Here is a 25,671-nt window from a genome sequence, read left to right on the forward strand (position 1 = left end):
TTCGACGGGGTCGGCGAAAGGACCCCGACTGACCATCCCGGCCCGTCGGGACGTAACCGGAACCGGTGTCGTCGGGAGATCCGCAACCGCGATCCTTTTTGAACGTCGACCGCGAGTAGCGCCCGTGTTCGCCGGAGCGGACGAGTACGACGTCGACGTCGCGGTCGACGAGCGGGCGGTCGAGCGGCTGCTCTCGGTTCGGCCGGACGACGTGGACACCGCCGATCGGCTCACGTTCGCCCGAAACGTCTTCGTGCCGCTGACGACCGCGTGCCGGTACACCTGCACGTACTGCACGTACTACGACGTGCCCGGCGAGGCGTCGCTGCTCTCGCCCGATGAGATCCGCGAGCGCTGTCGCGTGGGTGCCGACGCCGGCTGCACGGAGGCGCTTTTCACCTTCGGCGACGACCCGGACGACCGGTACACGGAGATCCACGAGCGGCTGGACGAGTGGGGGTTGGACTCGATCTACGACTACCTCTACCGCGCCTGCGAGATCGCCTTGGACGAGGGGCTCCTCCCGCACTCGAACCCCGGCGACCTCACGGAGACGCAGTTCGGCGACCTGCGCGCGGTGAACGCTTCGATGGGCGTCATGCTGGAGACGACGGCCGACGTCGACGCGCACAGCGGCGGTCGTCGAAAGACGCCCGGACAGCGGCTCAACACGATCCGCGCGGCGGGTCGGCAGGGCGTCCCGTTCACCACGGGGATCCTCGTCGGGATCGGTGAGGACTGGCGCGACCGGGCGGAGAGCCTGCTCGCCGTCCGCGAGCTACACGAGCGACACGACCACGTTCAGGAGGTGATCGTCCAGAACGTCGTCCCGAACGAGCGGTCGGACTTTTCGAAGCCGGACCTGTCGACGATGCGCCGGACCGTTGCGATGGCGCGAGCGGCGCTTCCTCCGGACGTCTCCGTGCAGGTGCCGCCGAACCTCTCGCCTGCGGCCGAGCTCGTCGACTGCGGGATCGACGACCTGGGGGGCGTCTCGCCGGTCACGGACGACTACATCAATCCCGAGTACGCGTGGCCGGACCTCGACGGGCTGCGCGCGGTGGCCGACGCCGGGGGGATGCCGCTTCGCGAGCGCCTTCCGACCCACGCCCCCTACCTCCCGACCGACAGTCGGCCGTCCGGTGTCGATCCCGCCCCGCCGCCGACGGGCCGCGACGACTGGCTCTCGCCCGCGGTCCGTTCCCGAATCCGCCGAGACGACGTGCACGGACGCCGGCTCCGCGGCGTCGCGCGCGGCGACGGACCGCTCGCCGCTCGCAGCGACTGAGACACCGGAGCGCACCGAACATAAACAACCGCGGAGCCAGTAGCTTCTTTATATACTCTCTCGAATGATGCGGTGATGGTACCACTCCAGTTCGGGCTGACGGGGTTGGCGGCAGCGATCGCCGGAATCCTGTTCACCGTGTTCTTGTTCGTCGCGGGCTTTCTGGCCGTGCTGTTGATCGGCAAAGTCGTCGCGATCCCCGCGGTCGAGCGGACGCTCCGCTCCCGCGGGTTCGACGAGGCCGTGTTGAGCCTCGGGTCGAGCGTCGCGAACGCGGTCGTCTGGGTCGCCGCGGTCGCGATCGGGTTCACGATCGCGGGTTACGGCGCGTTCCTCTCCGCGTTCGCCGTCTTCGGCGGCGCGCTCGCGCTCGCCGTCGGCTTCGCCGCCCAAGACCTGATCGGCAACTTCGTCGCCGGCGTGTTCATCCTGAAGGACAAGCCGTTCGAGGTCGGCGACTGGATCGAGTGGAACGGCAACGCGGGCCGCGTCGAGGACATCGACCTGCGCGTCTCGCGGGTCCGGACGTTCGACAACGAGCGGGTCACGGTGCCGAACGGCGACCTCGCGAACAACGCCGTCACGAACCCGGTCGCCTACGAGACGCTCCGACAGAAGTTCGTCTTCGGTATCGGCTACGACGACGACATCGACGAGGCGACCGACATCATCGTCGACGAGGCGGCGGAACACGACGAGATCCTCGACGATCCCGCCCCGTCGGTCCGACTGACCGAGCTGGGCGATTCGGCGGTCGGACTGCAGGCGCGGATCTGGATCGCCGATCCCGACCGCGGGGACTTCGTCCGCGTGCGGTCGGAGTACGTCACCGCGGTGAAAGAGGCGTTCGACGACGCCGGTATCGACATGCCGTACGTGCACCGACAGCTCACCGGCAGCGTCGAAGTCGTCGAGACGGTCGCAGACGACGAGTAGCCCGGTCCTTCCGGTGGCGATCCGCTCGCCGGCCGCCGCTTCGCCGCGTACGGAACCACTTTTCAGCCACCACTCGAAAGTACCACCGATGAATCCCACCGAGTGGCGGACGTATCTAGTGACGCAGTCGAGCCGATCGGCCGGCCGCGACACCGAGGCGATCGTCGAGGCGGCGATCGACGGCGGCGTCGACGCCGTGCAGCTCCGCGAGAAGGGTCGGTCGGCACACGACAGATACGACCTCGGCCGGCGGCTCCGCGAGGTCACGGCGGCGGCGTCGGTGCCGCTGATCGTCAACGACCGGATCGATCTCGCGGCGGCGATCGACGCGGACGGCGTCCACCTCGGACAGTCGGACCTCCCCGTCGAGGTCGCGCGTGAGCGGCTCGGATCCGAGGCCGTCGTCGGCTGTTCGACGTCGACGATCCCGGAGGCCGAGGCCGCGGAGGCGGCGGGCGCGGACTACCTCGGCGTCGGCGCGGTGTACGGAACGGTGTCGAAGGACGTCCCCGAAGAGAAAGACGGGATCGGGACGGAGCCGGTGGCGGCGATCGCGGACGCGGTCGACGTCCCCGTCTTCGGGATCGGCGGCATAACCGCCGACAACGCGAGGCCCGTGATCGAGGCGGGCGCGACCGGAACGGCGGTTATCTCCGCGATCACCGCCGCGGACGACCCGACGGCCGCGACCGCGGCGCTCGGCGAGGTGATCGGCGATGCCCGGTGAACCGATCGACGCCGACCGCGTCCGCGCGACGCTGTCTGCCGTCCGAGCGTCGGCACCGCTCGTCCATCACCTCACCAACGAGGTGACGACGAGCGAGACGGCGAACGTCACGCTCCACTGGGGCGGTCTCCCCGTGATGGCCAACGCCCCGGCCGAAGCGGGCGACATGGCCGCCGGTGCCGACGCGGTCGTGCTCAACACCGGAACGGCCTCCGTGACGGACGTCGACGCCATGATCGACGCCGGGACCCGCGCGAACGAGAACGGCGTCCCGGTCGTGCTCGATCCGGTCGGCTACGGAGCGACGCCCCACCGCGTCGAGTCGGTCAGTCGCCTGCTCGATGCGGTCGCGTTCGACGTGATCAAGGGCAACGTCGGCGAGATTCGCGGACTCGCGGGCGAGGAGGCGACCGTCAGAGGCGTCGAATCGGTCGGCGAGAGCGACGGAGCCGCTTCGGCGGCGCAGGCGCTCGCCGCGGAGACGGACGCGGTCGTCGTCACGTCCGGGCCGACCGACGTCGTCGCCGGCGACGGAGCGGCCTACGAGCTGGCGGTCGGTCACGAGCGGATGGGATCGTTCGTCGGGTCGGGCTGCATGCTCGCGAGCACGCTCGGGACGGTGGCCGCGGTCACCGACGCCTCCGAACCACCGGTCGACTCGACGCGAGAGGCTGCGCTCGTCGCGTGTGCGGCCTACGGGCTCGCCGGCGAGCGCGCCGCCGCGTCGGAGCCCGCCGGGCCGGCGAGCTACCGGACGGCGTTCATGGACGCGGTCGCGTCGCTCGCGGACGACCCCCTCGACGCCGACGTCGAGTCTCGCCTGTCACGGGTGTGACGTACTGACGGGGCACTGGTCGGACGCGGTGCGGTGACCGATAGCGAGGGCGAACAGGCGGTGCGTGTGACGGACGGGCACGTCGATCGTCCGATCCGCGCGAGACCGCACCGCACACCCGCGTTCCCCCGCGCGGTGGCCGAGGCTGGCACGGGCGGGATGGCCGCGGCACCGGTGATAAGCTAGCGGGTCGCGGCCTTCCACTCGCGGAGGCCGAGCCGCTCGCCGTCGAGGTCGTCGTCGTCGGCTTCGGTGGCGGCCCAGAGAAAAAGCGGCGCGACGCTCCCGGGGTCGCGAGCGCGCTCCTTACCGGTGAGGTCGGTGGCGACGAGCCCCGGATCGACGACGCCGACCGTCGCGTCGAGGTCGGCCGCGAACCCGCGTGCGACCGCCTCGGCGGCGGCCTTCGAGACCGCGTACGCGCCCATGCCCGGGGTCGAGTCGTGCGCGACGGTGCCCGACGGGACGATGATCCGGGCGTCCGCGGCGAGGTGCGGGGCCGCTTCCCTGATCGTCGCGAACACCCCCCGGGCGTTCGTCCGCATCGTGTCGTCGTAGTCGGCGTACGACAGGTCGTCCACCGGCTTCTCTCCCGGCGCGCCGTGGAGGACCGCCGCGTTCGCGAACACCACGTCGATCGGGCCCGCCTCGCGGGCGACTCGCTCGAAGAAGCGTTCGAGGTCGAACTCGTCGCGGACGTCGGCACGGGCTCCCCAGGCGGTGCCGGCGGGGTCGGATCCGTCCTCCTCGTCGGCGGAATCGGCCCCGTTCAGTGCCGCAACGGTCCGATCGACCGTGCCGCCGTCGCGCCCGGAGACGGCGACGAACGCGCCCGCGTCGACGAACGCCTCGGCGACCGCCCTCCCGATCCCGCTCGTTGCGCCGGTGATCGCGACCGTCGGATCCATATGGTCGTCGTAGGGGCGTCGGCGACTTAGGCGTACCCACTCGCCCGGTGGAATCGAGACCGACTCTGATTCGCGACGCGCCCGTCTGGCCGGTCTTTATACTTCGTCCGAGCGTACGAATGTGCATGGACGTGGCCCCGGATATCGACGCCGCGGCCGGCGAGTCCGTCGTCGTGATCGGCGGCGGATTCGGCGGCCTCTCGACCGCGTGTTACCTCGCAGACGCCGGCGCGGACGTGACCCTCTTGGAGAAGAACGAACAGCTCGGCGGACGCGCGAGTCGGCTCGAAGCCGACGGGTTCCGGTTCGACATGGGGCCGTCGTGGTACCTGATGCCCGACGTCTTCGAGCGCTTCTTCGGCCACTTCGGCCGCTCGCCCGAGGAGTTCTACGAGCTGGAGCGGCTCGACCCGCACTACCGCGTGTTCTGGAAGGACGGGGACCGGGTCGACGTGCTTCCGGACCGCGAGGCGAACAGGCAGCTGTTCGAGGAGTACGAGCCCGGCGCGGGCGAGGCGTTCGACGCGTATCTCGAGGAGGCGGAACGCACCTACGAGATCGGGATGGAACACTTCGTGTACGAGGACCGCCCGCGGCTGCGAGACTACGTCGACAAAGACGTGCTCCGGTACTCGTGGGGGCTCTCGCTTTTAGGCAAGATGCAGGGGCACGTCGAGGGGTACTTCGACCACCCCAAGCTCCAGCAGCTGATGCAGTACACGCTCGTCTTCCTCGGCGGCTCGCCGCACAACACCCCGGCGCTGTACAACCTGATGAGCCACGTCGATTACAACATGGGCGTCTACTACCCGGAGGGCGGGATCGGCGCGGTCGTCGACGGGATCGTCGAGCTCGGCGCGGACCTCGGCGTGGAGTACGTCACCGACGCCGAGGTGACGGGGATCGAGGGCCGCCGGGGCGCGTTCGCGGTCGACACCGCCGCCGGGGACCGACACCTCGCGGATCTCGTCGTCTCGGACGCCGACTACGCGCACACCGAGCAGGAACTGCTCCCGAAACACAAGCGACAGTACAGCGAGGCGTACTGGGAGTCGCGGACGTACGCCCCCTCCGCGTTCCTGCTGTACCTCGGCGTCGAAGGCGACGTACCCGAACTCGCCCATCACACGCTCGTGTTGCCGACGGACTGGGACGGGCACTTCGCGCAGATCTTCGACGAGCCGTCGTGGCCGGACGACCCCGCCTACTACCTCTGTGTGCCCTCGAAGACGGACGATACGGTCGCGCCCGACGGGCACAGCAACCTCTTCGCGCTGGTCCCGATCGCGCCGGGGTTAGAGGACACTCCCGAGCTTCGCGAGGAGTACCGAGAGCTGGTGCTCGATGACATCGCGGCGAACGCCGACACCGACCTGCGCGACCGGATCGTCTTCGAGGAGACGTTCTGCGTCGACGACTTCGCCGACCGGTACAACAGCTATCGGGGGAGCGCGCTCGGGCTCGCACACACCCTGCGTCAGACCTCGCTGCTCCGGCCGCCGCATCGCTCCGAGGCGGTCGACGGGCTCTACTTCACGGGCTCGACGACGACGCCCGGAATCGGGGTCCCGATGTGTCTCATCAGCGGCCAACTGACCGCGGAGTCGATCTCGGACTCGATCTGAGCGTGGGTGATCCCGTGACCGACACCGACGCGCCGACGGTCGCCGACGAACGCGGGGAGGGGCTCGCGGACCTCCTCCGGTACCTGCTGGTGTTGTCGCGCCCGCGCTTCTGGCTGTACCTCGCCGGTCCCGTCGCGGTCGGGGTCACCTACGGTATCGGCGACGTGAGCGGACTGTTCACACCCGTCACGGTCGGGCTCGCGGCCTACTTTCTCGTGCCGGCGAACGTCTACCTCTACGGCGTCAACGACGCGTTCGACGCCGACATCGACGAACTGAATCCGAAGAAGGACGACCGCGAGGCGCGCTGGCGGGGGTCCCGAACCGTCGCGCTCGCGGTGGTCGCGGCGGGGGTCGTCGGTCTCGTGACGTTCGCGATCACCCCGCGGGTCGCGTGGCCGTACCTCGTCGGCTTCTTCGCGCTCGGTGCGGCCTACAGCGCGCCGCCGCTGCGGTTCAAGACCACGCCGTTCGCGGACTCCGTCTCGAACGGGCTCTACATTCTCCCCGGCGCGGCCGCGTACGCGACCGCCGCGGGGGCGCACCCGCCGCTCGCGGCGCTCGCCGGCGCGTGGCTCTGGACGATGGGGATGCACACGTTCTCCGCGATCCCCGACATCGAGCCGGACCGCGCCGCGGGGATTCGCACGACTGCGACGCTTCTGGGCGAGAGTCGGACGTACGCCTACTGTCTCGGCTGCTGGACCGCCGCGGCGGCCGCGTTCGCCGCCGTCGACTACCGACTCGGCGCGCTGCTCGGGGTGTACCCGGTCTTCGTCGTCTGGGTCGCGACGTCGTCGGTCGCCGTCGACCGCGCGTACTGGTGGTTCCCGGCGCTGAACACGGTTATCGGGACGCTGCTCGCGATGGGCGGACTCTGGCGCGTCTACCCGATCACGGAGGCGCTCGGATGACCGACGAGAGCGGGTCGACCGCGACCGACGGGACCGCACCCGACGGTTCCGCCTCGTCGACCGCGAGCGACGCGTCCCCGCAGTCCGCCGCCTCGCGGGCGGACGCCGTCCGCGCCCGGCTCCCGGAGACACGGAAAGGGGCTCAACGCCGCCTCGACCGGCTCGTCCGGGAGAACCGGTTCACCATCGCCGTGTTGTTCCCGCTCGTCGGCGCGGTCGCGCTCGTCGGCAGCGCCGAGGGATGGGTGCCCGATCCGATCGCGTTCAACCCGTGGTTCGTGCTGTTCGGCGTGCTGGTGATGCGCTCGCCGCTCGCCGTCGGCGTGCTGCCGTCTATCGACCGTCGCGCGCTCGGCTGGGTCGGCGTCCTCGTCGCGTACACCTACGCGATCGAGTTCGTCGGCGTCGCGACCGGGTGGCCGTACGGGGGATTCGAGTACACCGTGAGCCTCGGGCCGATGCTCGGCGGCGTGCCGCTCGCGCTCCCCGTCTTTTTCATTCCGCTCGTCGTCAACGCGTACCTGCTCTGTCTGTTGTTGCTCGGGCCGCGGGCCGAGCACGGATGGCTCCGGCTCGCGACCGTGATCGCCGCCGTCGTCGCGATGGACGTTGTCCTCGACCCGGGCGCGGTCGCGCTCGGCTTCTGGGACTTCGGCGGCGGCGCGTTCTTCGGCGTGCCCCTCTCGAACTACGCCGGCTGGGTGCTCTCCGCGACGGTCGCGGTCGTCACCCTCGACCGGGCGTTCGCGCTCTCGGACCTCCGCGCCCGCCTGCGCGACTGCGAGTTCATGCTCGACGACATGGTGAGCTTCGTCATCCTCTGGGGCGGGATCAACCTCTTTTACGGGAACCTCGTCCCCGCCGTCGTCGCCGCCGCCTTCGGCGTCGGTCTCGTCCGCGCGGACCGGTTCGACGCCCGCCTGTTCGTCCCGTGGGCGTGAGCGGTTCGCCCTGCGGGCGCGAGCGCCGCCGTCTGGCTCGCTTGACATACGTCTCGTCGTCACCGGCCGCCGCCACTCGAAACCGCTTATATATCGCCCGTTCATCGATCGATCCATGAGCGTCCGCGCGGCCGCCGTTCCCCGGACGGCGGCGGAGGGAGCGAGATGAGTCGCCTCGCCATCGAGTACGGATCACACGATCGGGTCAGGGAGATAATCGATCGCCTGACCTACTGTACGGAGCACGTCAGCCGGTCGTTCGACGGCTGGGACGAGCCGCACGCCAAGGGCCCGGGGCTGTACTTCGCCGTCGTCGCGGACCGCGAGTACGGCGCGTACGCCGACGCGATGGGCGACAATCGCTGGCCCCGAGACGGCTGTCGGTCCGTCTTCGAGGAGGACGAGTTCGTCGACGCGGCGGAGGCCGTGAGCCTCGAACAGGACGGCGGCATCGTCGTCGCCGCCGACGGCGAGATCGAATCGCAGATGGTTCGGTTCCGCGATCTGGGAACGCGGAGCGGCGAGTCGGACCTCGTCGACGACGTGAGCTACGAGCCGTGGATGGGGTCCAGACACATGAGCGCGATCGAGACCTCGGTCCGCCCGGAGGTCGTCGCGACGGTCACCCTGAGCGAGGAGACGGGCCGCGTGAGCATCTTCCGCGACGGCGACGCGGAGTCGCTGGAGCGCGACGAGCTCGGCGGGCCGTGGCGCGTCGACTGACGGGGCTTTCTTCGACCGGGCTGCGGGCGGGTCTCCGCCCCAGCGCGCCGCCGTCGACCTCGGCGAAAACGCACGCTTACGACGGGGTTTTACCGCCGGGTTTCCTACCGTGCTATATGATGGCACAGATCGGGTCGGGACGGGCGGTCTCCGACGTCTCCCCCGTCGCCGGCAGTAGCGCCAACAGGCTTATTCCCGAACCGGGTGCAGTTACTGGTATCTCCAGCGAGGAAGCATGAACGAAGTTCAACTCGAAGTGGCGAAGGCGTACCCGAACGATTCGGGGCGCGGTATCGCCCGACTCGACCCCGACACGCTGTTGCACCTGAAGCTCTCGCCCGGCGACATCATCGAGATCGAGGGCGCGGAGACCACCGCCGCGAAGGTGTGGCGCGCCGACCGACAGGACTGGAACACGGACACCGTCCGCGTCGACGGATTCACCCGGCAGAACGCCGACGTGGGCATCGGCGAGCGCGTCACGATCCGGAAGGCGGAGGCGGAGAAGGCCGACAAGCTCGTCTTGGCACCGCCGGAGGAGGCGTCGGTCCAGTTCGGCTCCGACGCCGCAGGCATGGTGAAACGCCAGATCCTCAAGCGGCCGGTCGTCGAGCGCGACATCGTCCCCGTGATGTCGAGCACGAACCACCCGTTCATGCGGTCGCCGGGGCAGGCGATCCCGCTCATCGCGGTCGAGACGGAGCCGGAGGGCGTCTGTCTCATCACCGAGGACACCGAGGTCGAACTGCGAGAGGAGCCGATCTCCGGCTTCGAGAAGACCGGCGGCGGGATCACCTACGAGGACATCGGCGGGCTCCAGTCTGAGATCCAGCGCGTCCGCGAGATGGTCGAACTGCCGATGAAACACCCGCAGATATTCTCGAAGCTCGGGATCGAGCCGCCCCAGGGCGTCCTGCTCCACGGCCCGCCCGGCACCGGGAAGACCCTGCTCGCGAAGGCCGTCGCCAACGAGACGTCGGCGTCGTTCTTCTCCATCGCCGGCCCCGAGATCATCTCGAAGTACTACGGCGAGTCCGAACAGCAGCTCCGCGAGATATTCGAGGACGCCAAAGAGGAGAGCCCGAGCATCATCTTCATCGACGAGCTCGACTCGATCGCGCCCAAACGCGAGGACGTCACGGGCGAGGTCGAGCGCCGCGTCGTCGCCCAGCTCCTGACGATGATGGACGGACTGGAGACGCGCGGGCAGGTGATCGTCATCGGCGCGACGAACCGCGTCGACAGCGTCGATCCCGCGCTCCGTCGTCCGGGCCGGTTCGACCGCGAGATCGAGATCGGCGTCCCCGACGAGGTGGGCCGCAAGGAGATCCTCCAGATCCACACCCGCGGGATGCCGCTGTCTGACGACGTGAGCTTAGATCACCTCGCCGACGAGACGCACGGCTTCGTGGGAGCCGACATCGAGAGCCTCACCAAGGAGGCGGCGATGAAGGCGCTGCGCCGGTACCTCCCAGAGATCGACTTAGACGAAGAGGAGGTGCCGCCGAGCCTGATCGACCGGATGATAGTCAAGCGCGACGACTTCTCGGGAGCGTTAAACGAGGTCGAGCCCTCGGCGATGCGCGAGGTGCTCGTCGAGCTTCCGAAGATCTCGTGGGACAACGTCGGCGGGCTCTCCGAGGCCAAACAGCAGGTGAAAGAGTCGGTGGAGTGGCCGCTCTCCTCCCCGGAGAAGTTCGACCGGATGGGCGTCGACGCGCCGAAGGGCGTCCTGCTGTACGGTCCCCCCGGCACCGGGAAGACGCTGATGGCGAAGGCCGTCGCCAACGAGACGAACGCGAACTTCATCTCGGTGCGCGGCCCGCAGCTGCTCTCGAAGTGGGTCGGCGAGTCGGAGAAGGCGATCAGACAGACCTTCCGCAAGGCCCGGCAGGTGAGCCCGACGATCATCTTCTTCGACGAGCTCGACAGCCTCGCTCCCTCGCGTGGTCAGGAGATGGGCAACAACGTCTCAGAGCGCGTCGTCAACCAGCTACTGACGGAGCTCGACGGGTTAGAGGACATGGGTGACGTGATGGTGATCGGCGCGACCAACCGCCCCGACATGATCGACCCCGCGCTCCTCCGGTCCGGTCGGTTCGACCGCCTCGTGATGATCGGGCAGCCGGACCAGGAGGGCCGCGAGCAGATCCTCGACATCCACACCGAGAACACCCCGCTCGCGCCCGACGTGAGCCTCCGCGAGATCGCGGAGATCACGGACGGCTACGTCGGCTCCGACTTGGAGGGGATCGCCCGCGAGGCCGCCATCGAGGCGCTGCGCGACGACGACGACGCCGAGGAGGTCGAGATGAAACACTTCCGGCGCGCGATGGAGTCGGTGCGGCCCACGATCAACGAGGACATCCTCGCGTACTACGAGGAGGTCGAAGAGCAGTTCAAGGGCGGCGGCGGCGAGTCGCTCCGCGACACCGGCGGCCGGATCGGCTTCCAATAACGACTCGTCTCACGCGGTGAGGTGTTTCTGCGCTCGACCGCGACTGTCGCTCCGCCGGCGGAATCGCTTGCGTTGCGGTCGTCGACCGGTCTACTCGTCGTCCGTGTCGCACACGCCGAGCGGGAGCGCCTCAGTCGCCGCGTCGTCGGCGTCGAGCCCCTCGTAGGCGTCGTCGATGAGTCTGGCGAGCTGGGCCTCCGGAGTCACGCCGCGGGCGGCGGCGAGCGCCGTGAGCCGCTCGTACTGCTCGGACGGGACGGACACCGTACCATCGTTCATACGCGAACTGGATGTCGGAGCTACAAAAGCGTTGTTCGCCCCGGCCCGCGCGGCTGGGCGGCTCTCTGACCGGCTACCGCCCGAGGTCGGCGTGTGCCGACGACAGGTGCCGCGAGCCGAGCGCCGCGAGAAGCGAGAGTTCGCCGGCGAGCGCACAGACCGCGATCGCCTCCGCGAGCGCGTCGCCGTTGCTCCCGGCCGGATCGCCGCCGCCGCGCACTCCTAAGATGTCCAGCCCGGCCGCCTGCGTCGGGAGCGTCGTGCCCCCGCCGACGGTCCCCACTTCGAGGCTCGCTATCGACACCGACGCGTAGAGGTCGCCGTCGGTCGTCGTCTCGGCGGTGGTGATCGCGTTCGCGCCCTCGACTACCTGCGCCTCGTCTTGACCCGTGGCGAGGAACATCGCCGCCACCGCGTTGGCGACGTGGGCGTTGAAGCCGAGCGATCCGGCCTTCGCGGACCCGACGAGGTTCTTTCGCGTGTTGATCTCCGCGACGGCCTCCGGGGTCGTGTGGAGCCGATCCTCGACTATCTCGCGGGGCACCTCCACGTCGGCCGTGACGGAGCGCCCGCGCCCCTCGACGGCGTTGACCGCGGCGGGCTTTTTGTCCGAACAGAGGTTCCCGGAGAGCGCGACGAGCGACGCGTCGGTCTCGTCTTCGATCCGGTCGCAGGCCTCGCGAGTCGCGATGGTCGCCATGTTCATGCCCATCGCGTCTTTCGTGTCGTAGCGGAACCGCAGGAAGACGTTGTTCCCGACGACGTACGGCGTCACGTCGAGGAGTTCGCCGTGGCTCGTCGTCGACTCGGCCGCCTCGCGGAGGACGTCCTCGCTGTCGCGGACCCATTCGACGAGCGCCTCGGCCTCGGCGACGTCGCGGACCCGGAACACCGGCGCGCGCGTCATTCCGCTCTTCGTCACGCGGGCGGTCGCGCCGCCGGCGTCGGTGACGACGGAGCAGCCGCGGTTGATTGAGGCGACCAGGGCGCCTTCGGTCGTCGCGAGCGGGAGGTACCGCTCCCCGGAGAGCGCGCCGCCGTCGATCGCGACCGGTCCGGCGACGCCCATCGGCACCTGCACCGCGCCGATCATGTTCTCGATGTTCGAGCCGTGCGCGTCGGCCGCGTCGAAGGCGTACTCGCCGAGCGCGTCGGCGTCGGCGTCGGCCGTCTCCGCGACCAGCCGCCGGCGGGCGGCGGCCGCGGTGTCGGCGTCGGCGTGCTCCTCTATCTCGTGAAACCGCACGTCGCCGTCGCGGACGCGGTCCGCGAGCGACGCCGGCGAAGGGTCCGTCATGGACGACCCTCCTCGCGGCGTATGCTAATGGGTATCGGTTCGGCGGGGTCGCCGGGCGGTCCTACCGGCTCACGAACTCCGAGAGCCGTTCCCGTATCGAGTCGCTGCCGAGCTTGAGGTAGTAGGCGTCGCCGCCGTCCTCGTAGTAGTTGTCTATCCGGCGCACGACCTCGAAGCCGAGGTGCTCGTAGAACCCCAGCGCGGTGTCGTTCGTCGTGCGGGCGTGACAGGTGACGGAGCGGTGTTCCGCGGCGACGTCGGCGACGAGGCGTTCCGCGTGGCCCTGGCCGCGGTAGTCCGGATTGACCGCGAGAAAGAGCACGTAGCCGTCGCGGCGGACGGAGGCGAACGCGACGAGCGTGTTCCGCTCGACGAGGAGGTGCGTCGTGGACCGGCGGTAGGCGTCGACGAAGAACCCTCGACGCTGTCGCAGAACGCCCTCGTCGGCGCGGATCCGCTCTTTGAGATCCCACGCGGCCGAGGCGTACTCGGTCTCGCCGGGCGGATCCGTCCGTTTCTCTACGGTGACGCTCACTGCACGCATCTAACAGTCCTGTGGGATATAACTCCACCGCCACCGGGGTCCCTCGCGACGGCCGGCGTCCGCGACAGAACTGTTTTGTCGCGGTCGGTCGTGGTGACGCGTATGTTCGAGGAGACGCCGCCGGGGCGGAAGCGGCTCCGACGGGCCTTCGTGACCGGGATCGCCGTGATCGTGCCGGCGGTGATCACCCTCGCCGTCTTGGGGTTCGTCTTCAACGCCATCTACGACTATCTCGACGCCTTCTCCTCCGCGGTCGTGCCGCTCTCCTCGCGAGTCTCGGTCCCGCTCTTCGGATCGATCTCCCGACAGCTCGTCGTCGAGGTCGCGACGCCGCTCGTGTTCGTCGCCTCGCTTCTCGTCCTCGGGATCGCCGTCGAATCGACTCGGTACGGCGAGCGGGCCGTCGAGTACACGCACTACGCGATCGAGCGGGTCCCCGGCGTCGGGTCGGTGTACCGCGGGTTCAGGCAGATGAGCGACGCGATGCTCGAATCCGACGAGGGGAACTTCCGCGAGGTGGTCTTAGTGGAGTTCCCGACAGAGGGGACGTACACGCTCGCGTTCGTCACGAGCGCCACGCCCGAAGCCGTCTCGGGGCCGACCGGAAGCGACGAGATGCGGACGCTTTTCATGCCGATGGCCCCGAATCCGGTCATGGGCGGCCACGTCGTCTTCGTCCCCGAAGACCGGATCGTCGAGGTGGACCTGAGCGTCGAACAGGGACTGCGCGCCGTGGTGACGAGCGGCGTCGCGTTGGAGGGCGCGGCCGAGGACGTCGACGGCGTCTCGGCCGAGGGAATGCATGCGACCGACACGACGACCCACCTGCGGGACGGTCTCGACTCGGACTGGGAGATGGCGGCGGCAGCCGGCGACGCGGCCGAGTCGACGGAGGACGTCGACCGCGGTTCGACGGGGGGAGTCGGTCGCGAGTCGACGGACGAGGACGCGGCGGGGCCGGGCGGTGACGACGCGACAGAACCGGATAGTGCCGACGCGACCGGCCGAACGGACACGACCGAAGGCCCCGACCGATGACGTACGCCCTGCGCGACCACACCGCGGACGTCGCCGTCGAGGCGACCGGTGACTCTCTCTCGGCGCTGTTCGCGTCCGTCGCCGACGGGCTCACGGCGGCGAGCTGTGAGTCGGTTCCGGAGACGGGCGACCGCTTCGACCTCACCGTCCGCGCCGAGAGTCCGGAGGCGCTGCTTTTCGACTACCTCGACCGGCTGATCTACGAGCGAGACGTGCGAGGCGTGTTACCGGCCGACCATCGGTGTTCGGTCTCCGGCCTCCGGGAGGACGCGACCGGCGACGGAACTGCCTCCGGGAGCCGCGGCGAGCGGGACGACGACGCGTGGACGGTCGACTGCTCTGCCCGCGGCGTCCCCCTCGAGGACGTGACGGCTCGCGAGATCAAGGCGGTCACCTACTCCGAGATGACGCTCGAACGACGCGGCGACGAGTGGTACGCGTACGTCGTCTTCGACGTCTGACAGACCGTCTCACGCTACGGGCGGCCGCTCCGCTCGACACTCGTGGCGGCTCCGTCTCTCCGCGCCCGTCGTCGACCTATACTCTCCCGTTCGACCATTTATCCACACGGAGCCCCTTGTCTCGGCATGGCACGCACCCGTCTCGCCCGTCCGGCGACGGTCCTCGCCGCGGCGCTCGTCGGCGTCTCCCTCGTGCCCGGCGTCGCCTCTGCGCACGTGCGGTACGTCACCTCGACCGAACAGGTCGGGGAGGGGTTGGCGTTTCTGACCGCCGCGCTCGCAGACCCGGTGAACGTGGCGGCGCTCGCGGGCGGTGGTCTCGCGGCCGCGGCCGCCGTCGTCTCGTACCGCCGCGTCCGCGTCTTCGACCGCGACGTCGCGGCGTTCCGGACCGTGATGGCCGAGTACCGAGACCTCCTCCCGTGGCTGTTGCGCCTCGGGTTCGGACTCCCGCTCGTCGGCGCGGGCTTTGCCGGGTACTTTCTCAATCCCGTGGTCGACCCGCTGATCGGCGGCGGCGTCGACCGCCTGGCACAGATCCTGATCGGCTTCATGATCGTCTTCGGGTTCGGCACCCGCGTCGCCGCCGGCGTCGGACTCCTCGCGTACCTGATCGCGCTCCCCGTCGCGCCGCTTCTCGTCTACTCGCTGGAGTGGATACCCGGCTTCCTCGCGTTAGTGCTCGTCGGCAGCGGCCGCCCGAGCGCGGACCACGTGTTCGAGCGCGTGGCGTCGACGCCCGGGACGTTCTACAGCGAGGTCGACCCCGTTCGACGGGTCGTGGAGTGGGGAACCGACCGCCTCGATCCGCTCGAACGGTACGTCCCCACGGTCGTCCGCGTCGGGATGGGCGTCGGATTCATGTTCCTCGGTCTGTTCGAGAAACTGCTCGCGCCGGAGATGGCCCGGGGCGTGGTCGAGCAGTACGGGCTCTCGACGGCGACGCCGATCCCCCCGGACCTGTGGGTCCTCGGTGCGGGGTTCGGCGAGATCGCCATCGGTGCCGCGATCGCCGTCGGCTTCTTCACCCGAGCGTCGGCGATGGCCGCGCTGTTCGTGTTCACGCTCACGCTTTTCGGCATCCCCGACGACCCGGTGTTGGCGCACATCGGGCTGTTCAGCCTCGCGTCCGCGCTGCTCATCACCGGCTCCGGACCGTACGCGCTCGACAATAGACTCTCGGACCCGCGGCGCGCGCCCGACGATTCCGGGGCCGAGGGCGCAGCGCGGTCGGCGCGCGCCGCGGACGACTGAACCGGGGCTGTTCGGTGACCGCGTGGCGATCGTCCGCGGACGACCGTCCGCGCGACGGCCGACCGCGCGAGGGCCGCCCGCGGGACGTAACGCTATTCCCCCGTCCCGGCGAACGCCGGCGTATGACTACCCGCGAGATCGACGGGATCCGACTGGAGAAGGTGCGCGAGCACGTCTGGGAGATCCCGCGCGAGGGCGACATGAACGTTCCCGCCCGCGTCCTCGCCAGCGAAGCGCTCTTAGAGGAGATCGGCGAGGACAACACCCTCGAACAGCTGAAAAACGCGACGCATCTCCCGGGGATGGCCGAGCCGGCGCTCTGTATGCCGGACGGCCACCAGGGATACGGGTTCCCCGTCGGCGGCGTCGGCGCTATCGACGCCCGGACCGGCTGTATCTCGCCCGGAGCGGTCGGCTACGACATCAACTGCGGCGTCCGGATGGTGCGGACGAACCTCACGTACGACGACCTCCGCGGCCGCGAGGAGGAACTCGTCGACGCCTTATTCGAGGCGGTTCCCTCCGGGCTCGGCGGCGGCGGCGTGATAGACGGCACCGCGGACGCCATCGACGGGGCCCTAGAGCGCGGCGTCGAGTGGGCGGTGGAGGAGGGGTACGGGATCGAAAGCGACCTGGCGCGCTGTGAGGACGAGGGACGACGCCCCGACGCCCGCCCCGAGTACGTCACCCAGAAGGCGAAAGACCGCGGCCGCAACCAGCTCGGCTCGCTCGGCTCCGGCAACCACTTCCTCGAAGTACAGCGGGTCACCGACGTGTTCCGCGAGGGCGTCGCCGAGGCGTACGGGCTCGAAGAAGACGGGATCGTCGTCCTGATCCACTGCGGGAGCCGCGGGCTCGGCCACCAGACCTGCAACGACTACCTCCGCCGGATCGAAAAGGAGCACGCAGACCTCCTCGACGACCTCCCCGACAAGGAGCTCGCCGCCGCGCCCGCCGGCTCGGAGCTGGCAGAGGAGTACTACGGCGCGATGGGCGCGTGCATCAACTTCGCGTGGGTGAACCGCCAGCTCATCACCCATCAGGCCCGCGAGACGTTCGGCGAGGTGTTCGACGCCGACCCGATCGCCGACCTCGGAATGGAGCTGCTGTACGACGTGGCACACAACATCGCCAAAAAAGAGGTCCACGAGGTCGGCGTCGACGCCGACGGGCGGCCCGCGGTCGGCGACGCGGCCGTCGACCGCGCGGAGCGCGAACTGTACGTCCACCGGAAGGGCGCGACGCGGGCGTTCCCCGCCGGCAACGAGGACGTGCCCGCGGCGTACCGCGACGTCGGCCAGCCCGTCATCATCCCCGGGAGCATGGGCGCGGGCTCGTACGTGCTCCGCGGCGGCGACCGGTCGATGTCGGTCTCGTTCGGGTCGACCGCCCACGGTGCCGGACGCCTGATGAGCCGGACGCAGGCGAAACAGGAGTTCTGGGGCGGCGACGTGCGCGACGACCTCGAAGCCGACCAGCAGATATACGTGAAAGCGCAGTCGGGAGCGACGATCGCAGAGGAGGCACCGGGCGTCTACAAGGACATCGACGAGGTGATCCGCGTCAGCGACGACCTCGGGATCGGTGACAAGGTCGCGCGGACCTTCCCCGTCTGTAACATCAAGGGCTGAGTCAGGGATCGCTCGCCGACCGCACCCGTGCGGTGTCAGCGCTCGCGCTCGGCCGCCCGTCCCAGGTGTTCCTCGACCGCGTCGACCTTGCGGTCCGCGCTCTCGTCGCTCGTCCGTTTGTCGTCCACTTTCAACACCGTGGAGACGCGGTCACCGTCGACGGCGTCGTGCGCCGCCGCCGCGGCCGCGAACAGCGTGTCGGCGTCGTCGGCCTCGATCACCGTCCCCATCGGGTTCGTCTCGTAGCTCACGTCGAACGCGTCGAGCGCGTCGACGGCCTTCGCGACCTCTTCGGCCATGCTCCCTTCTATCACCGGCGCGACGCTCAACAGCGCGATGACGGTCATACGCGGCGCTCCGTGTCGCTCTTACTTAAAACACGCCGCGGAGGAACGACAGCTGGTGGCCGATCGCGGGCTCGAAGTCGTCGCCGAGCACGGAGAAGTGGTCGGCGGGCATCGAGACGACGGTTCCGCGAGTGAGCGTATCGCCCGCGTCCGCGACCGTCTCGCGCTCGACGATCGGGTCGTCGGTGCCGGCCACGAGGAGCGTCGGCGCGCGGATCTCCGAGAGCCGATCGACCGGCCGGTAGCTCGCCACGCGGAGCAGCGACCGCGCCGGCGTCTCGTTTCGCCACCGCGAGTCGCGGTCGACCAGATCGAGGTACCCCCGCTTCGTTCCCTGCTCCGTGATCGCCGCGAGGTCGGCGGCGTCGCCGACGATCGGGACCGTGCGTCCCCGCCCGAACCGGGACCCGACCAGGTCGCGGACCCCGGCGACGCCCGCGCGAAGCAGGTACCGCGCGCCGCGTCGGCGAGCGATCGCCCGACCGTCGAGCATCGGGACGAGGCCGATCACGGCGTCGACGTCGGTGCGGTCGGCGGCGAGCGTGAGGGCGTGTGCGGCCGACAGCGACGCGCCCCAGAGAATCAGCCCCCGGCCGACGGCGTCGACACGGCGCGCCCGATCGATCGCCGCCGCGTAGTCGGCGCGCTGTGCCGCGGGCGAGACCGCCTGTGAGTCCCCGTCGGACGCACCGAACTCGCGGTAATCGAAACACAGCGCGGCGTAGCCGGCGTCTGCGAACCGCTCTGCGACCGCGGGATAGCCGAAGCTCCGCTCCGCGCCCAGCCCCGGTGCCAACACGACGACGGGCGGGTCGTCCGGGTCGCCGGCGGGGAGATACAGCGTGCCCCGGCACGTCTCCCCGTCCACGTCGAAGGCGACCTCGCGGGTGGCGAACCGTTCTCGCGGCGGACGCTCGAGGCGTCGCTGCGCGCGGTTGATCGGGTTCCGTCGCGTCACTGTCCGTCTCCCTGCCCGGCTTCTGCCGGTTCGTGTTCGCCGTCGCCGTCCGCGTGCGTCAACGTCTCCAGCACGCGCGTCGAGAACTCGGTCTCCGATATCTCGTACGCGATGAGCGCGTCGAACCACTCCGCCTCGGCGCGCCACGTGCCGAGGACGTCTCCGGGCGAGCGGATCACGGTGCCGTCGACCGTGACGGGGTCCCACGCGTCGGCCTCCGCGCGATCGATGAGCGCGTTGAGCGCGCGACCGATCTCGCCGTGGTGAACCTCGCGGCCGGGGAACGCAGTCATGTACGTCAACTCCAGCGGGTCGTCCCCGTCGATGCGCTCGACGTTGATCCCGTAGCTCCGGAGCGCGGACTCCACGTCGTCCGTCCGGTCGTCGTCGGTCATACAGGACCGTCGGTCGGCCGGGATAAATCGGTACCGGCGTGTGATAGACGAGCGCAAAACGCTGATCGGCGTTCCGAAAGCCGCGGACGGGGAAGCCGCCGAGAGGCGGCTATCGATTCTGTCAGAGGCACACGATTTCCCGTGCGGCCGGCTAGCAGTAGCCTTCGAAAATATATAAACTCTCTGGCGAATTATCAGAATTTGATCGCCCGGCTCCGAGCCTCCCGTGTCGCCCGTTCGCCCCTCGTCGCGGTCACCATTTATCACCATCGCGGAACAGGGTCCGATATGCTCCGGAGGGCGACCACGGCGCTGGCACGGTCGACGGACGTCACCGGCACCCTCGTCGTCGGCGGACTGTTGACCCTCTCGACGTGGATCGTCCTTCCGCTCTGGCTCGTCGCGACGCTCACCACCCCGCCGGCGGCCGTGGCCGGCCCGTTCGTGCTCACGCCGGCGCTCGTGGTCCGCGGCTACTTCGTCCGGATCCTCGCCGACGGGATCGAGAACGGCAACGCCGAGGGTGCCGCGTCGTTCGTCGCGTGGAACGACCTCTACCGCGACGGCGTCAGGTCGCTGCTCGTGAGCGCGGTCCTCCTCGCGCCGCTCGCCGTGCTGCTCGCGACGGCGGCCGTCGCGGCCGCAGCCTTGCGGTCCGCGTCCACCGACCTGCGACCGATCACCGTCGCGATCGAGGGCGCGCTCGGGCCGAGTGGATCCACCGCGATCGCCGCCGCCGCGGTCGGACTCCTCGGCGTCCTCACCGCCGCGTACCTGCTCGCGTACGCGTACGTCAGGCCCGCCGCACTCGCCGCGTTCGCCGCCTCCGGCCGCCTCCGTGACGGCCTCCGACCGAGCCGGATCGTCCGCGTCGCCGGGTCGGGTCGGTACGCGGCGGCGTGGGTCGTCGCGACGGCGACGCTCGTCGCGGGATACGCGCTCGCCGGTCCGCTCGCGCTGATCGTGATCGGCAGCGTGGTCGTCTTCGCCGTCCGGGCGATCGCTCACGGCGTGTACGGCCGCGGCGCGCGAGACGCGCTGTCGGGACACCCGGCCGGGCCCTCCGGTATCACACGCGTCGGTTCCGGTGACGACTCCCGCCCTCCTCCCGCAGTCGCTGCACGTGGCGCGCCTGCGTCCACCGGGACAAGCTACCGCTCGTCGCGGTCGCTCGGCGACGGCGGTTCGCGGTCGCGCCGAATCGAGGCCTCCCCGGCCGTCCAGTCCGGGCGGACCGTCCCGATCCGCCGTCGCGAGTCCGCCGACGGACCGGGCGATCCACGGGACGAGAGCGAGGGGGGCGACGGTCAGAGCGAGACAGTCGACGCCGGCTTCGAGTGGGTCTCCGCGGACCGTCTGAGCGGTGGCAAAGACAAGAGTTGATACGAGCCCGGGCGAACGGGCGGGCATGCGAATCTCCGATCGGGGCTACGGCGAGGAGGGGCGCGAGCGGCTCACCCTCGTCCCCGAGAACGTCGACGACCTCTGGCATCTGGCACACGTCCTAGAGCCCGGCGACCACGTCGAGGGCGACACCACCCGCCGGATCCAGCGGAACGACGACCAGATGCGCGACACCGGCGGACAGCGCGAGCACATCTTCGTCACGCTCGAGGTCGAAGACGTCGAGTTCGCTCGGTTCGCCAACCGGCTTCGGGTCTCGGGCGTCATCGTCGCCTGCTCGCGCGAGGACCAGCTCAACGCCCACCACACGCTCAACGTCGAGGAACACGACGAGATCACGGTGGAGAAACACTTCAAGCCGGACCAGACCGAGCGGCTGGAGGAGGCGACGGAGGCCGCGGAGAACCCGGACGTGGCCATCGCGACCGTCGAGGAGGGGGCCGCGTACGTCCACACCGTCCAGCAGTACGGCACCGAGGAGTACGCCTCGTTCACCAAACCCACCGGGAAAGGCGACTACTCCCGCCCGCGAGAGGAGCTGTTCGCCGACCTCGCTGACGCGCTCGCCCACCTCGACGCGGACGCCGTGATCCTCGCCGGCCCGGGGTTCACGAAGACGGACGCGCTCGACTACATCGAGGAGGAGTACCGGGATCTGACGGACCGGATCACCACGGTCGACACCTCCGCCGCGGGCGACCGCGGCGTCCACGAGGTGCTCAAACGCGGCGCCGTCGACGAGGTGCAAAAGGAGACGCGGATATCCAAGGAGGCGAGCCTCATCGACGACCTCACCGCCGAGATAGCCCAAGGCGCGAAGGCGACCTACGGCCCCGAGGACGTGGCCGAGGCCGCCGACTTCGGCGCGGTCGAGACGCTGCTCGTCGTCGACGACCGTCTCCGGACCGAACGACAGGGCGACGGGGACTGGGACATCGACGTCAACGACGTCATCGAGTCGGTCGAACAGCAGGGCGGCGACGTGGTCGTCTTCTCCTCTGAGTTCGCGCCCGGCGAACAGCTCGCGAACCTCGGCGGAATCGCTGCGATCCTGCGGTACCGGCTCCAGTAGCACGCCGAGACGTCGTCGCGTCGAACTGACCTCAGCTCCCGGCGCGGAGGTCCCCCACCGTCAACACGCGCGTCCCGACCGGTCGCTTTACGAACTCGCCGACGTCACGCCCGAACAGCTCTCCGACTCCCCGTTGAGCCGCCACGTCGAGGAGTCGCTGGTCGATCCGACCGTCGATAACGACCGCGCTCGGGGCGACGTCCGCGCCCTCGACCGCGTCGAACGCGTCGTCGACGGAGACCTCCGCGAGCACGCCGAGATCGTCTCCGAGGAGCCGAGCTCGCCCGCTCTCAGCGTCGACGATCTCCTGTACGTGCTCTTCGAGCGATCGCGGCTCGCCGTCGGGTGTGTTCGGCTCGTCGCCTGCACCGTCCGGATCGCTGTCGGCGGCGGTCGTCCCGTCGCTTCTCGCCTCGTCGTCGACCGCAGTCGGTTCGTTTCCGGGAGCGGGAGCCGCGCCCTCGGCGACCGTCTCCCCGCCCGCGTCGGCGTCCCCGCTTGCGTCGGCGTCCCCGCTTGCGTCGGCGTCAGCGTCACGCTCCGCGTCGTCGTCGACGTCCTCGTCGGCGTCCTCGGCCTCGTCGACGTCCCCGTCCCCGCCGTCGCTCGAACCGCCGTCCACCGGTCGATCGCGCGCGTGGTCGCCGCCGCGTCGCCGGGATCCGTCCCCGGTCGCGTCCGCGGTAACGTCGTTCGGCTCGTCGGGCGCGCCCGCCTCGGCCTCGCTCTCTGCGGCCCCGTCCGCATCGACCGACTCGACTGCCCCCGCCCCGACCGCGGTACTGCCCGTGTCGCCGGCGGTCTCCGTCCGGGGCTCTGCCTCGACGGCCTCCCGGAGGTTCGGTTCGTCGGAGAGGCTGCTGTACGGAACCTTTCCGCGGAGCGCGTCGAACACGGTGCTGCGGTCGAGATCCTCGACGGACTCGCCCGGCGGAGCGAACGCGACGTAGTCGACGTCGCCGACCTGTGCCAGTTCGCGCAAGATCAGTTCGCCGCCGCGGTCGCCGTCGAGGAAGGCGGTGACGGTGCGGTCGGCGGTGAGGTCCGCGACCGCGTCGGGGACGTTCGTCCCCTCGACGGCGACCGCGTTCTTGATCCCGCAGTCGAGGAGGGTCAGCACGTCCGCGCGCCCCTCGACGACGATGACGGCGTCGGAGTCGCCGACGCGGGGACCGGCCGGAAGCCCCCGGTAGTCGACGATCCCCTCGACGCGGGCGGCCTCGCGGACCTCTTCGAGGATGTCGTCGCTCGCGAGGCTCGTCTCGTCGAAGCCGCCGGCGATCAGCTCTTTCGCGCGCTCGACGACCTCGCGGCGCTTCGCCGCCCGGACGTCTTCGATGCTCGTCACCTCGACCGACGCCCGACACGGTCCGATGCGGTCTATGGTCTCCAGCGCGGCCGCGAGGATAGCCGTCTCGACTTTATCGAGGCTCGACGCGACGGTGACCTCGCCGAACGACTGGCCGTTCTCGGACTCGACGGCGACGTCGATCCGACCGACGCGGGAAGACTCCTGGAGGTCTCTGAGGTCGAGTTCCTCCCCGAGGAGCCCCTCCGTCTGTCCGAACACCGCGCCGACCACGTCGCTCCGCTCGACGACGCCGTCGGCCGCGATGGTGGCGTGAATCAGGTATTTTTCTGTGTCTTTCATGATGGTGAATGGTGATGATCGGGCGGCACAAGCCGCCCGTGCGTGGTTGTGTCCCTCGCCGAAAATAGTTATCGCACTGTCTCCGTCGTCGCCGATTGAAGAAAATTATTCTGCGAAGTACCTAATCGAATCTCATTAGTAGAATTTATGGGCATAGAACCAAATTCGATCTGTATGGTGCGAGAGCAGAGAGATTTCCTGTGGATACCGACGTTCGCTGTGCTCGTCGCCTTCGCCGTGCCGTGGCCGCTGTGGGGCGTCGACCTGATCGTTGCGGGACTTCCGGTGTGGATATGGTGGCACATCGCGTGGCTCGGGCTCTGTACGCTCCTCTTCACACGCTTCGTCCGGAGCGGGGCATGGGAGCGGGGCATGGGGCTCCACGCGTCGTCGAGTCCGGCCGCAGAGAGCGCGAGCGAGCCGTTCGGTCGAGGTGACGAGCCGTGACCCTCGGTCTCTCGCTCGGGGTGGTCGTCGGCTACCTCGTGATCGCGCTCGCCGTCGGCCTCGTCGCCTATCGCGTCTCCGAGACGACCGCGGAGGACTACTACCTCGCGAACCGGTCGATAGGGACCGCGGTCCTGCTTTTCACCACGTTCGCCACGCTGCTGTCGGCGTTCACCTTCTTCGGCGGACCAAACCTCGCGTTCGCCGCCGGGCCGGAGTGGCTGATCGTGATGGGAACGCTCGACGGCGTGTTGTTCGCGGTGTTGTGGTACGCGATCGGGTACAAGCAGTGGCTGATCGGCGACCGGCACGGGTACGTCACGCTCGGGGAGATGCTCGGCGACCGGTTCGGCTCGACCGGACTCAGGGCCCTCGTCGCGAGCGTGAGCCTGCTGTGGCTGTTCCCGTACGTCATGCTCCAGCAGATGGGCGCGGGCGAGGCGCTCGTCGGACTCACCGGCGGCGCGGTCCCGTACTGGGGCGGCGCGGCGCTCGTCACCGCCTTTATGATCCTCTACGTCGTGCTCGCCGGGATGCGCGGCGTCGCGTGGACGGACACGATCCAGGGGCTGTTCATGCTCTCCGTCGTGTGGATCGCGGCCGTCTGGATCGTGTCCGCGGTCGGCGGCGTCGGCGCGGCGACCGGCGCGATGCTCGAGGCGAGACCCGAGTTCGGGAGCTTCGGCGGCGGGCTCTACTCGCCGGGGTTCATCGTCTCGACCGCGATCACCATCGCGTTCGGCGTGACGATGTTCCCGCAGATCAACCAGCGGTTCTTCGTCGCGGACTCGGGCGAGACGCTGAAGCGGTCGTTCGCGCTGTGGCCGGTACTCGTCCTCCTGCTTTTCGTCCCCGCGTTCATGATCGGCGCGTGGGCGGCGGGGATGCCGGTCGACGTGCCAGACGGCGCGAACGTGCTCCCGGTCGTGTTGAGCGAGTATACGCCCGCGTGGTTCGCCGCACTGGTGGTCGCCGGCGCGATGGCCGCGATGATGTCCTCGTCCGACTCGATGCTGCTCTCGGGGTCGTCGTACTTCACCCGCGACCTGTACCGTCCCCTGATCAACGCCGACGCGTCCGAGCGCCGCGAGGCGTGGCTCGCCCGGATCGGCGTCGCCGCGTTCGCGCTCGCCGCGTTCGTCGCGAGCCTGTTCCGGCCCGGCACGCTGATCGAGGTCGGCGACACGGCCTTCTCCGGGTTCGCGCTGCTGGCGCTCCCCGTGATCTGCGCGCTCTACTGGCCCCGGACCACCCGGAGCGGGATGATCGCCGGGGTGCTCGTCCCGCAGGTCGCGTACCTCGCGGTGGTGCTGTCGGCGGTCGCCTCGGCCGTCCCGACGCTGCCGCGAACGGTCGCCGGCGGCTGGGACGTGGCGCTCGGGCTGATGGTGCTTTCAGCCGTCCTCACCGTCGGCGTCTCGCTCGTGACCGCGCCGACCGCGGAGAGCGACGCCTCGCGGTTCGCCGTCGCGGGCGACTGAAGCGCGGCGGGCTCGCGGGCCACGCTCGGCGGCCGGTCGAACGACAATAACCGGCCG

25 protein-coding genes are annotated in these 25,671 nt (G+C 69.8%); 17 read left to right on the top strand and 8 right to left on the bottom strand.

All coding sequences use genetic code 11. The features are described from left to right. Window positions 1–124: 124 nt before the first annotated feature. The 4 genes from cofG (at window position 125) to thiM (ending at window position 3,786) form a co-directional block, all read left to right on the top strand. Window positions 125–1,288, top strand: a complete 1,164-nt coding sequence (cofG, locus tag NO930_RS02375; RefSeq protein ID WP_256402352.1) for a 7,8-didemethyl-8-hydroxy-5-deazariboflavin synthase subunit CofG — start codon at window positions 125–127, stop codon at window positions 1,286–1,288. A gap of 75 nt (window positions 1,289–1,363) precedes the next feature. Then, window positions 1,364–2,224 carry a mechanosensitive ion channel family protein gene (locus tag NO930_RS02380; protein WP_256402353.1) on the top strand — a complete coding sequence of 287 codons (861 nt, stop codon included), beginning with the start codon at window positions 1,364–1,366 and terminating at the stop codon, window positions 2,222–2,224. An 88-nt stretch (window positions 2,225–2,312) separates the two neighbouring features. Continuing rightward, a complete protein-coding gene (thiE, locus tag NO930_RS02385) occupies window positions 2,313–2,951 on the top strand; it encodes a thiamine phosphate synthase (RefSeq protein ID WP_256402354.1) in 639 nt (212 codons plus the stop codon). After that, on the top strand, window positions 2,941–3,786 hold the full coding sequence (gene thiM / locus NO930_RS02390; RefSeq protein WP_256402355.1) for a hydroxyethylthiazole kinase: 846 nt from the start codon (window positions 2,941–2,943) through the stop codon (window positions 3,784–3,786). The genes thiE and thiM overlap by 11 nt, the downstream gene beginning before the upstream one ends. A gap of 182 nt (window positions 3,787–3,968) precedes the next feature. Here the strand turns inward: thiM and NO930_RS02395 are convergent, their stop codons facing one another. After that, complete coding sequence (locus tag NO930_RS02395) at window positions 3,969–4,694, bottom strand: SDR family oxidoreductase (RefSeq protein WP_256402356.1); 726 nt, start codon at window positions 4,692–4,694, stop codon at window positions 3,969–3,971. Between the two features lie 125 nt (window positions 4,695–4,819). On the opposite strand from NO930_RS02395, the gene NO930_RS02400 reads away from it, so the two are divergent. The 5 genes from NO930_RS02400 (at window position 4,820) to NO930_RS02420 (ending at window position 11,355) form a co-directional block, all read left to right on the top strand. Continuing rightward, window positions 4,820–6,319: a phytoene desaturase family protein gene (locus NO930_RS02400; RefSeq protein WP_137784003.1), complete on the top strand. Its 1,500-nt coding sequence runs from the start codon at window positions 4,820–4,822 to the stop codon at window positions 6,317–6,319. 14 nt (window positions 6,320–6,333) lie between these two features. Then, window positions 6,334–7,233, top strand: coding sequence for a prenyltransferase (locus NO930_RS02405; protein ID WP_256402357.1), 900 nt, complete (start codon window positions 6,334–6,336; stop codon window positions 7,231–7,233). Further along, a complete protein-coding gene (gene cruF, locus NO930_RS02410; protein WP_256402358.1) occupies window positions 7,230–8,174 on the top strand; it encodes a bisanhydrobacterioruberin hydratase in 945 nt (314 codons plus the stop codon). Before NO930_RS02405 ends, cruF begins: the two co-directional genes overlap by 4 nt. Before the next feature lie 165 nt (window positions 8,175–8,339). Next, window positions 8,340–8,897 (top strand): diadenylate cyclase, encoded by a 558-nt coding sequence (locus NO930_RS02415; protein ID WP_137783595.1) that lies wholly within the window; start codon window positions 8,340–8,342, stop codon window positions 8,895–8,897. A 235-nt stretch (window positions 8,898–9,132) separates the two neighbouring features. After that, window positions 9,133–11,355 carry a CDC48 family AAA ATPase gene (locus NO930_RS02420; protein WP_256402359.1) on the top strand — a complete coding sequence of 741 codons (2,223 nt, stop codon included), beginning with the start codon at window positions 9,133–9,135 and terminating at the stop codon, window positions 11,353–11,355. A 90-nt stretch (window positions 11,356–11,445) separates the two neighbouring features. Here the strand turns inward: NO930_RS02420 and NO930_RS02425 are convergent, their stop codons facing one another. The 3 genes from NO930_RS02425 to NO930_RS02435 form a co-directional block, all read right to left on the bottom strand. Then, entirely contained in the window at window positions 11,446–11,634 is a 189-nt protein-coding gene (locus NO930_RS02425; RefSeq protein WP_137783593.1) for a hypothetical protein, read from the bottom strand. Between the two features lie 73 nt (window positions 11,635–11,707). Then, complete coding sequence (gene hmgA, locus NO930_RS02430; protein ID WP_256402360.1) at window positions 11,708–12,931, bottom strand: hydroxymethylglutaryl-CoA reductase (NADPH); 1,224 nt, start codon at window positions 12,929–12,931, stop codon at window positions 11,708–11,710. A gap of 61 nt (window positions 12,932–12,992) precedes the next feature. Beyond that, window positions 12,993–13,466, bottom strand: a complete 474-nt coding sequence (locus tag NO930_RS02435) for a GNAT family N-acetyltransferase (RefSeq protein WP_137783044.1) — start codon at window positions 13,464–13,466, stop codon at window positions 12,993–12,995. 111 nt (window positions 13,467–13,577) lie between these two features. On the opposite strand from NO930_RS02435, the gene NO930_RS02440 reads away from it, so the two are divergent. The 4 genes from NO930_RS02440 (at window position 13,578) to NO930_RS02455 (ending at window position 17,859) form a co-directional block, all read left to right on the top strand. Further along, on the top strand, window positions 13,578–14,513 hold the full coding sequence (locus tag NO930_RS02440; protein WP_137783045.1) for a DUF502 domain-containing protein: 936 nt from the start codon (window positions 13,578–13,580) through the stop codon (window positions 14,511–14,513). Then, complete coding sequence (locus NO930_RS02445) at window positions 14,510–14,974, top strand: archease (protein WP_256402361.1); 465 nt, start codon at window positions 14,510–14,512, stop codon at window positions 14,972–14,974. The genes NO930_RS02440 and NO930_RS02445 overlap by 4 nt, the downstream gene beginning before the upstream one ends. A gap of 126 nt (window positions 14,975–15,100) precedes the next feature. Then, entirely contained in the window at window positions 15,101–16,228 is a 1,128-nt protein-coding gene (locus tag NO930_RS02450; protein WP_256402362.1) for a DoxX family protein, read from the top strand. A gap of 122 nt (window positions 16,229–16,350) precedes the next feature. Further along, window positions 16,351–17,859 (top strand): RtcB family protein, encoded by a 1,509-nt coding sequence (locus NO930_RS02455; protein ID WP_256402363.1) that lies wholly within the window; start codon window positions 16,351–16,353, stop codon window positions 17,857–17,859. A 35-nt stretch (window positions 17,860–17,894) separates the two neighbouring features. On the opposite strand, the gene NO930_RS02460 is transcribed toward NO930_RS02455, so the two are convergent. From NO930_RS02460 to NO930_RS02470, 3 genes are read right to left on the bottom strand one after another with little or no spacing between them, the layout of a single operon-like run. After that, complete coding sequence (locus NO930_RS02460) at window positions 17,895–18,206, bottom strand: MTH1187 family thiamine-binding protein (protein ID WP_137783049.1); 312 nt, start codon at window positions 18,204–18,206, stop codon at window positions 17,895–17,897. A gap of 25 nt (window positions 18,207–18,231) precedes the next feature. Further along, the gene (locus tag NO930_RS02465) at window positions 18,232–19,164 is read right to left on the bottom strand and encodes an alpha/beta hydrolase (RefSeq protein ID WP_256402364.1); all 933 of its coding nucleotides are present in this window, start codon (window positions 19,162–19,164) and stop codon (window positions 18,232–18,234) included. After that, a complete protein-coding gene (locus tag NO930_RS02470) occupies window positions 19,161–19,559 on the bottom strand; it encodes a DUF8159 domain-containing protein (protein WP_137783051.1) in 399 nt (132 codons plus the stop codon). Before NO930_RS02470 ends, NO930_RS02465 begins: the two co-directional genes overlap by 4 nt. Before the next feature lie 288 nt (window positions 19,560–19,847). Here NO930_RS02470 and NO930_RS02475 point away from each other — a divergent pair, with 288 nt between their 5' ends. Beyond that, window positions 19,848–20,942: a DUF4013 domain-containing protein gene (locus tag NO930_RS02475; RefSeq protein WP_137783052.1), complete on the top strand. Its 1,095-nt coding sequence runs from the start codon at window positions 19,848–19,850 to the stop codon at window positions 20,940–20,942. Between the two features lie 25 nt (window positions 20,943–20,967). Then, window positions 20,968–22,035 carry an mRNA surveillance protein pelota gene (locus NO930_RS02480; protein ID WP_256402365.1) on the top strand — a complete coding sequence of 356 codons (1,068 nt, stop codon included), beginning with the start codon at window positions 20,968–20,970 and terminating at the stop codon, window positions 22,033–22,035. A gap of 31 nt (window positions 22,036–22,066) precedes the next feature. Here NO930_RS02480 and dnaG read toward each other — a convergent pair whose 3' ends face one another. Then, window positions 22,067–23,686 (bottom strand): DNA primase DnaG, encoded by a 1,620-nt coding sequence (gene dnaG / locus NO930_RS02485; RefSeq protein ID WP_256402366.1) that lies wholly within the window; start codon window positions 23,684–23,686, stop codon window positions 22,067–22,069. A gap of 174 nt (window positions 23,687–23,860) precedes the next feature. On the opposite strand from dnaG, the gene NO930_RS02490 reads away from it, so the two are divergent. Together NO930_RS02490 and NO930_RS02495 are read left to right on the top strand one after the other, a co-directional pair. Then, entirely contained in the window at window positions 23,861–24,133 is a 273-nt protein-coding gene (locus tag NO930_RS02490) for a hypothetical protein (protein WP_256402367.1), read from the top strand. Then, entirely contained in the window at window positions 24,130–25,614 is a 1,485-nt protein-coding gene (locus NO930_RS02495; RefSeq protein WP_256402368.1) for a sodium:solute symporter family protein, read from the top strand. The genes NO930_RS02490 and NO930_RS02495 overlap by 4 nt, the downstream gene beginning before the upstream one ends. Window positions 25,615–25,671 lie beyond the last annotated feature (57 nt).

Origin of the sequence: Halorubrum salinum (assembly GCF_024494575.1) — an archaeon.
Taxonomy (GTDB): Archaea; Halobacteriota; Halobacteria; order Halobacteriales; family Haloferacaceae; genus Halorubrum; species Halorubrum salinum.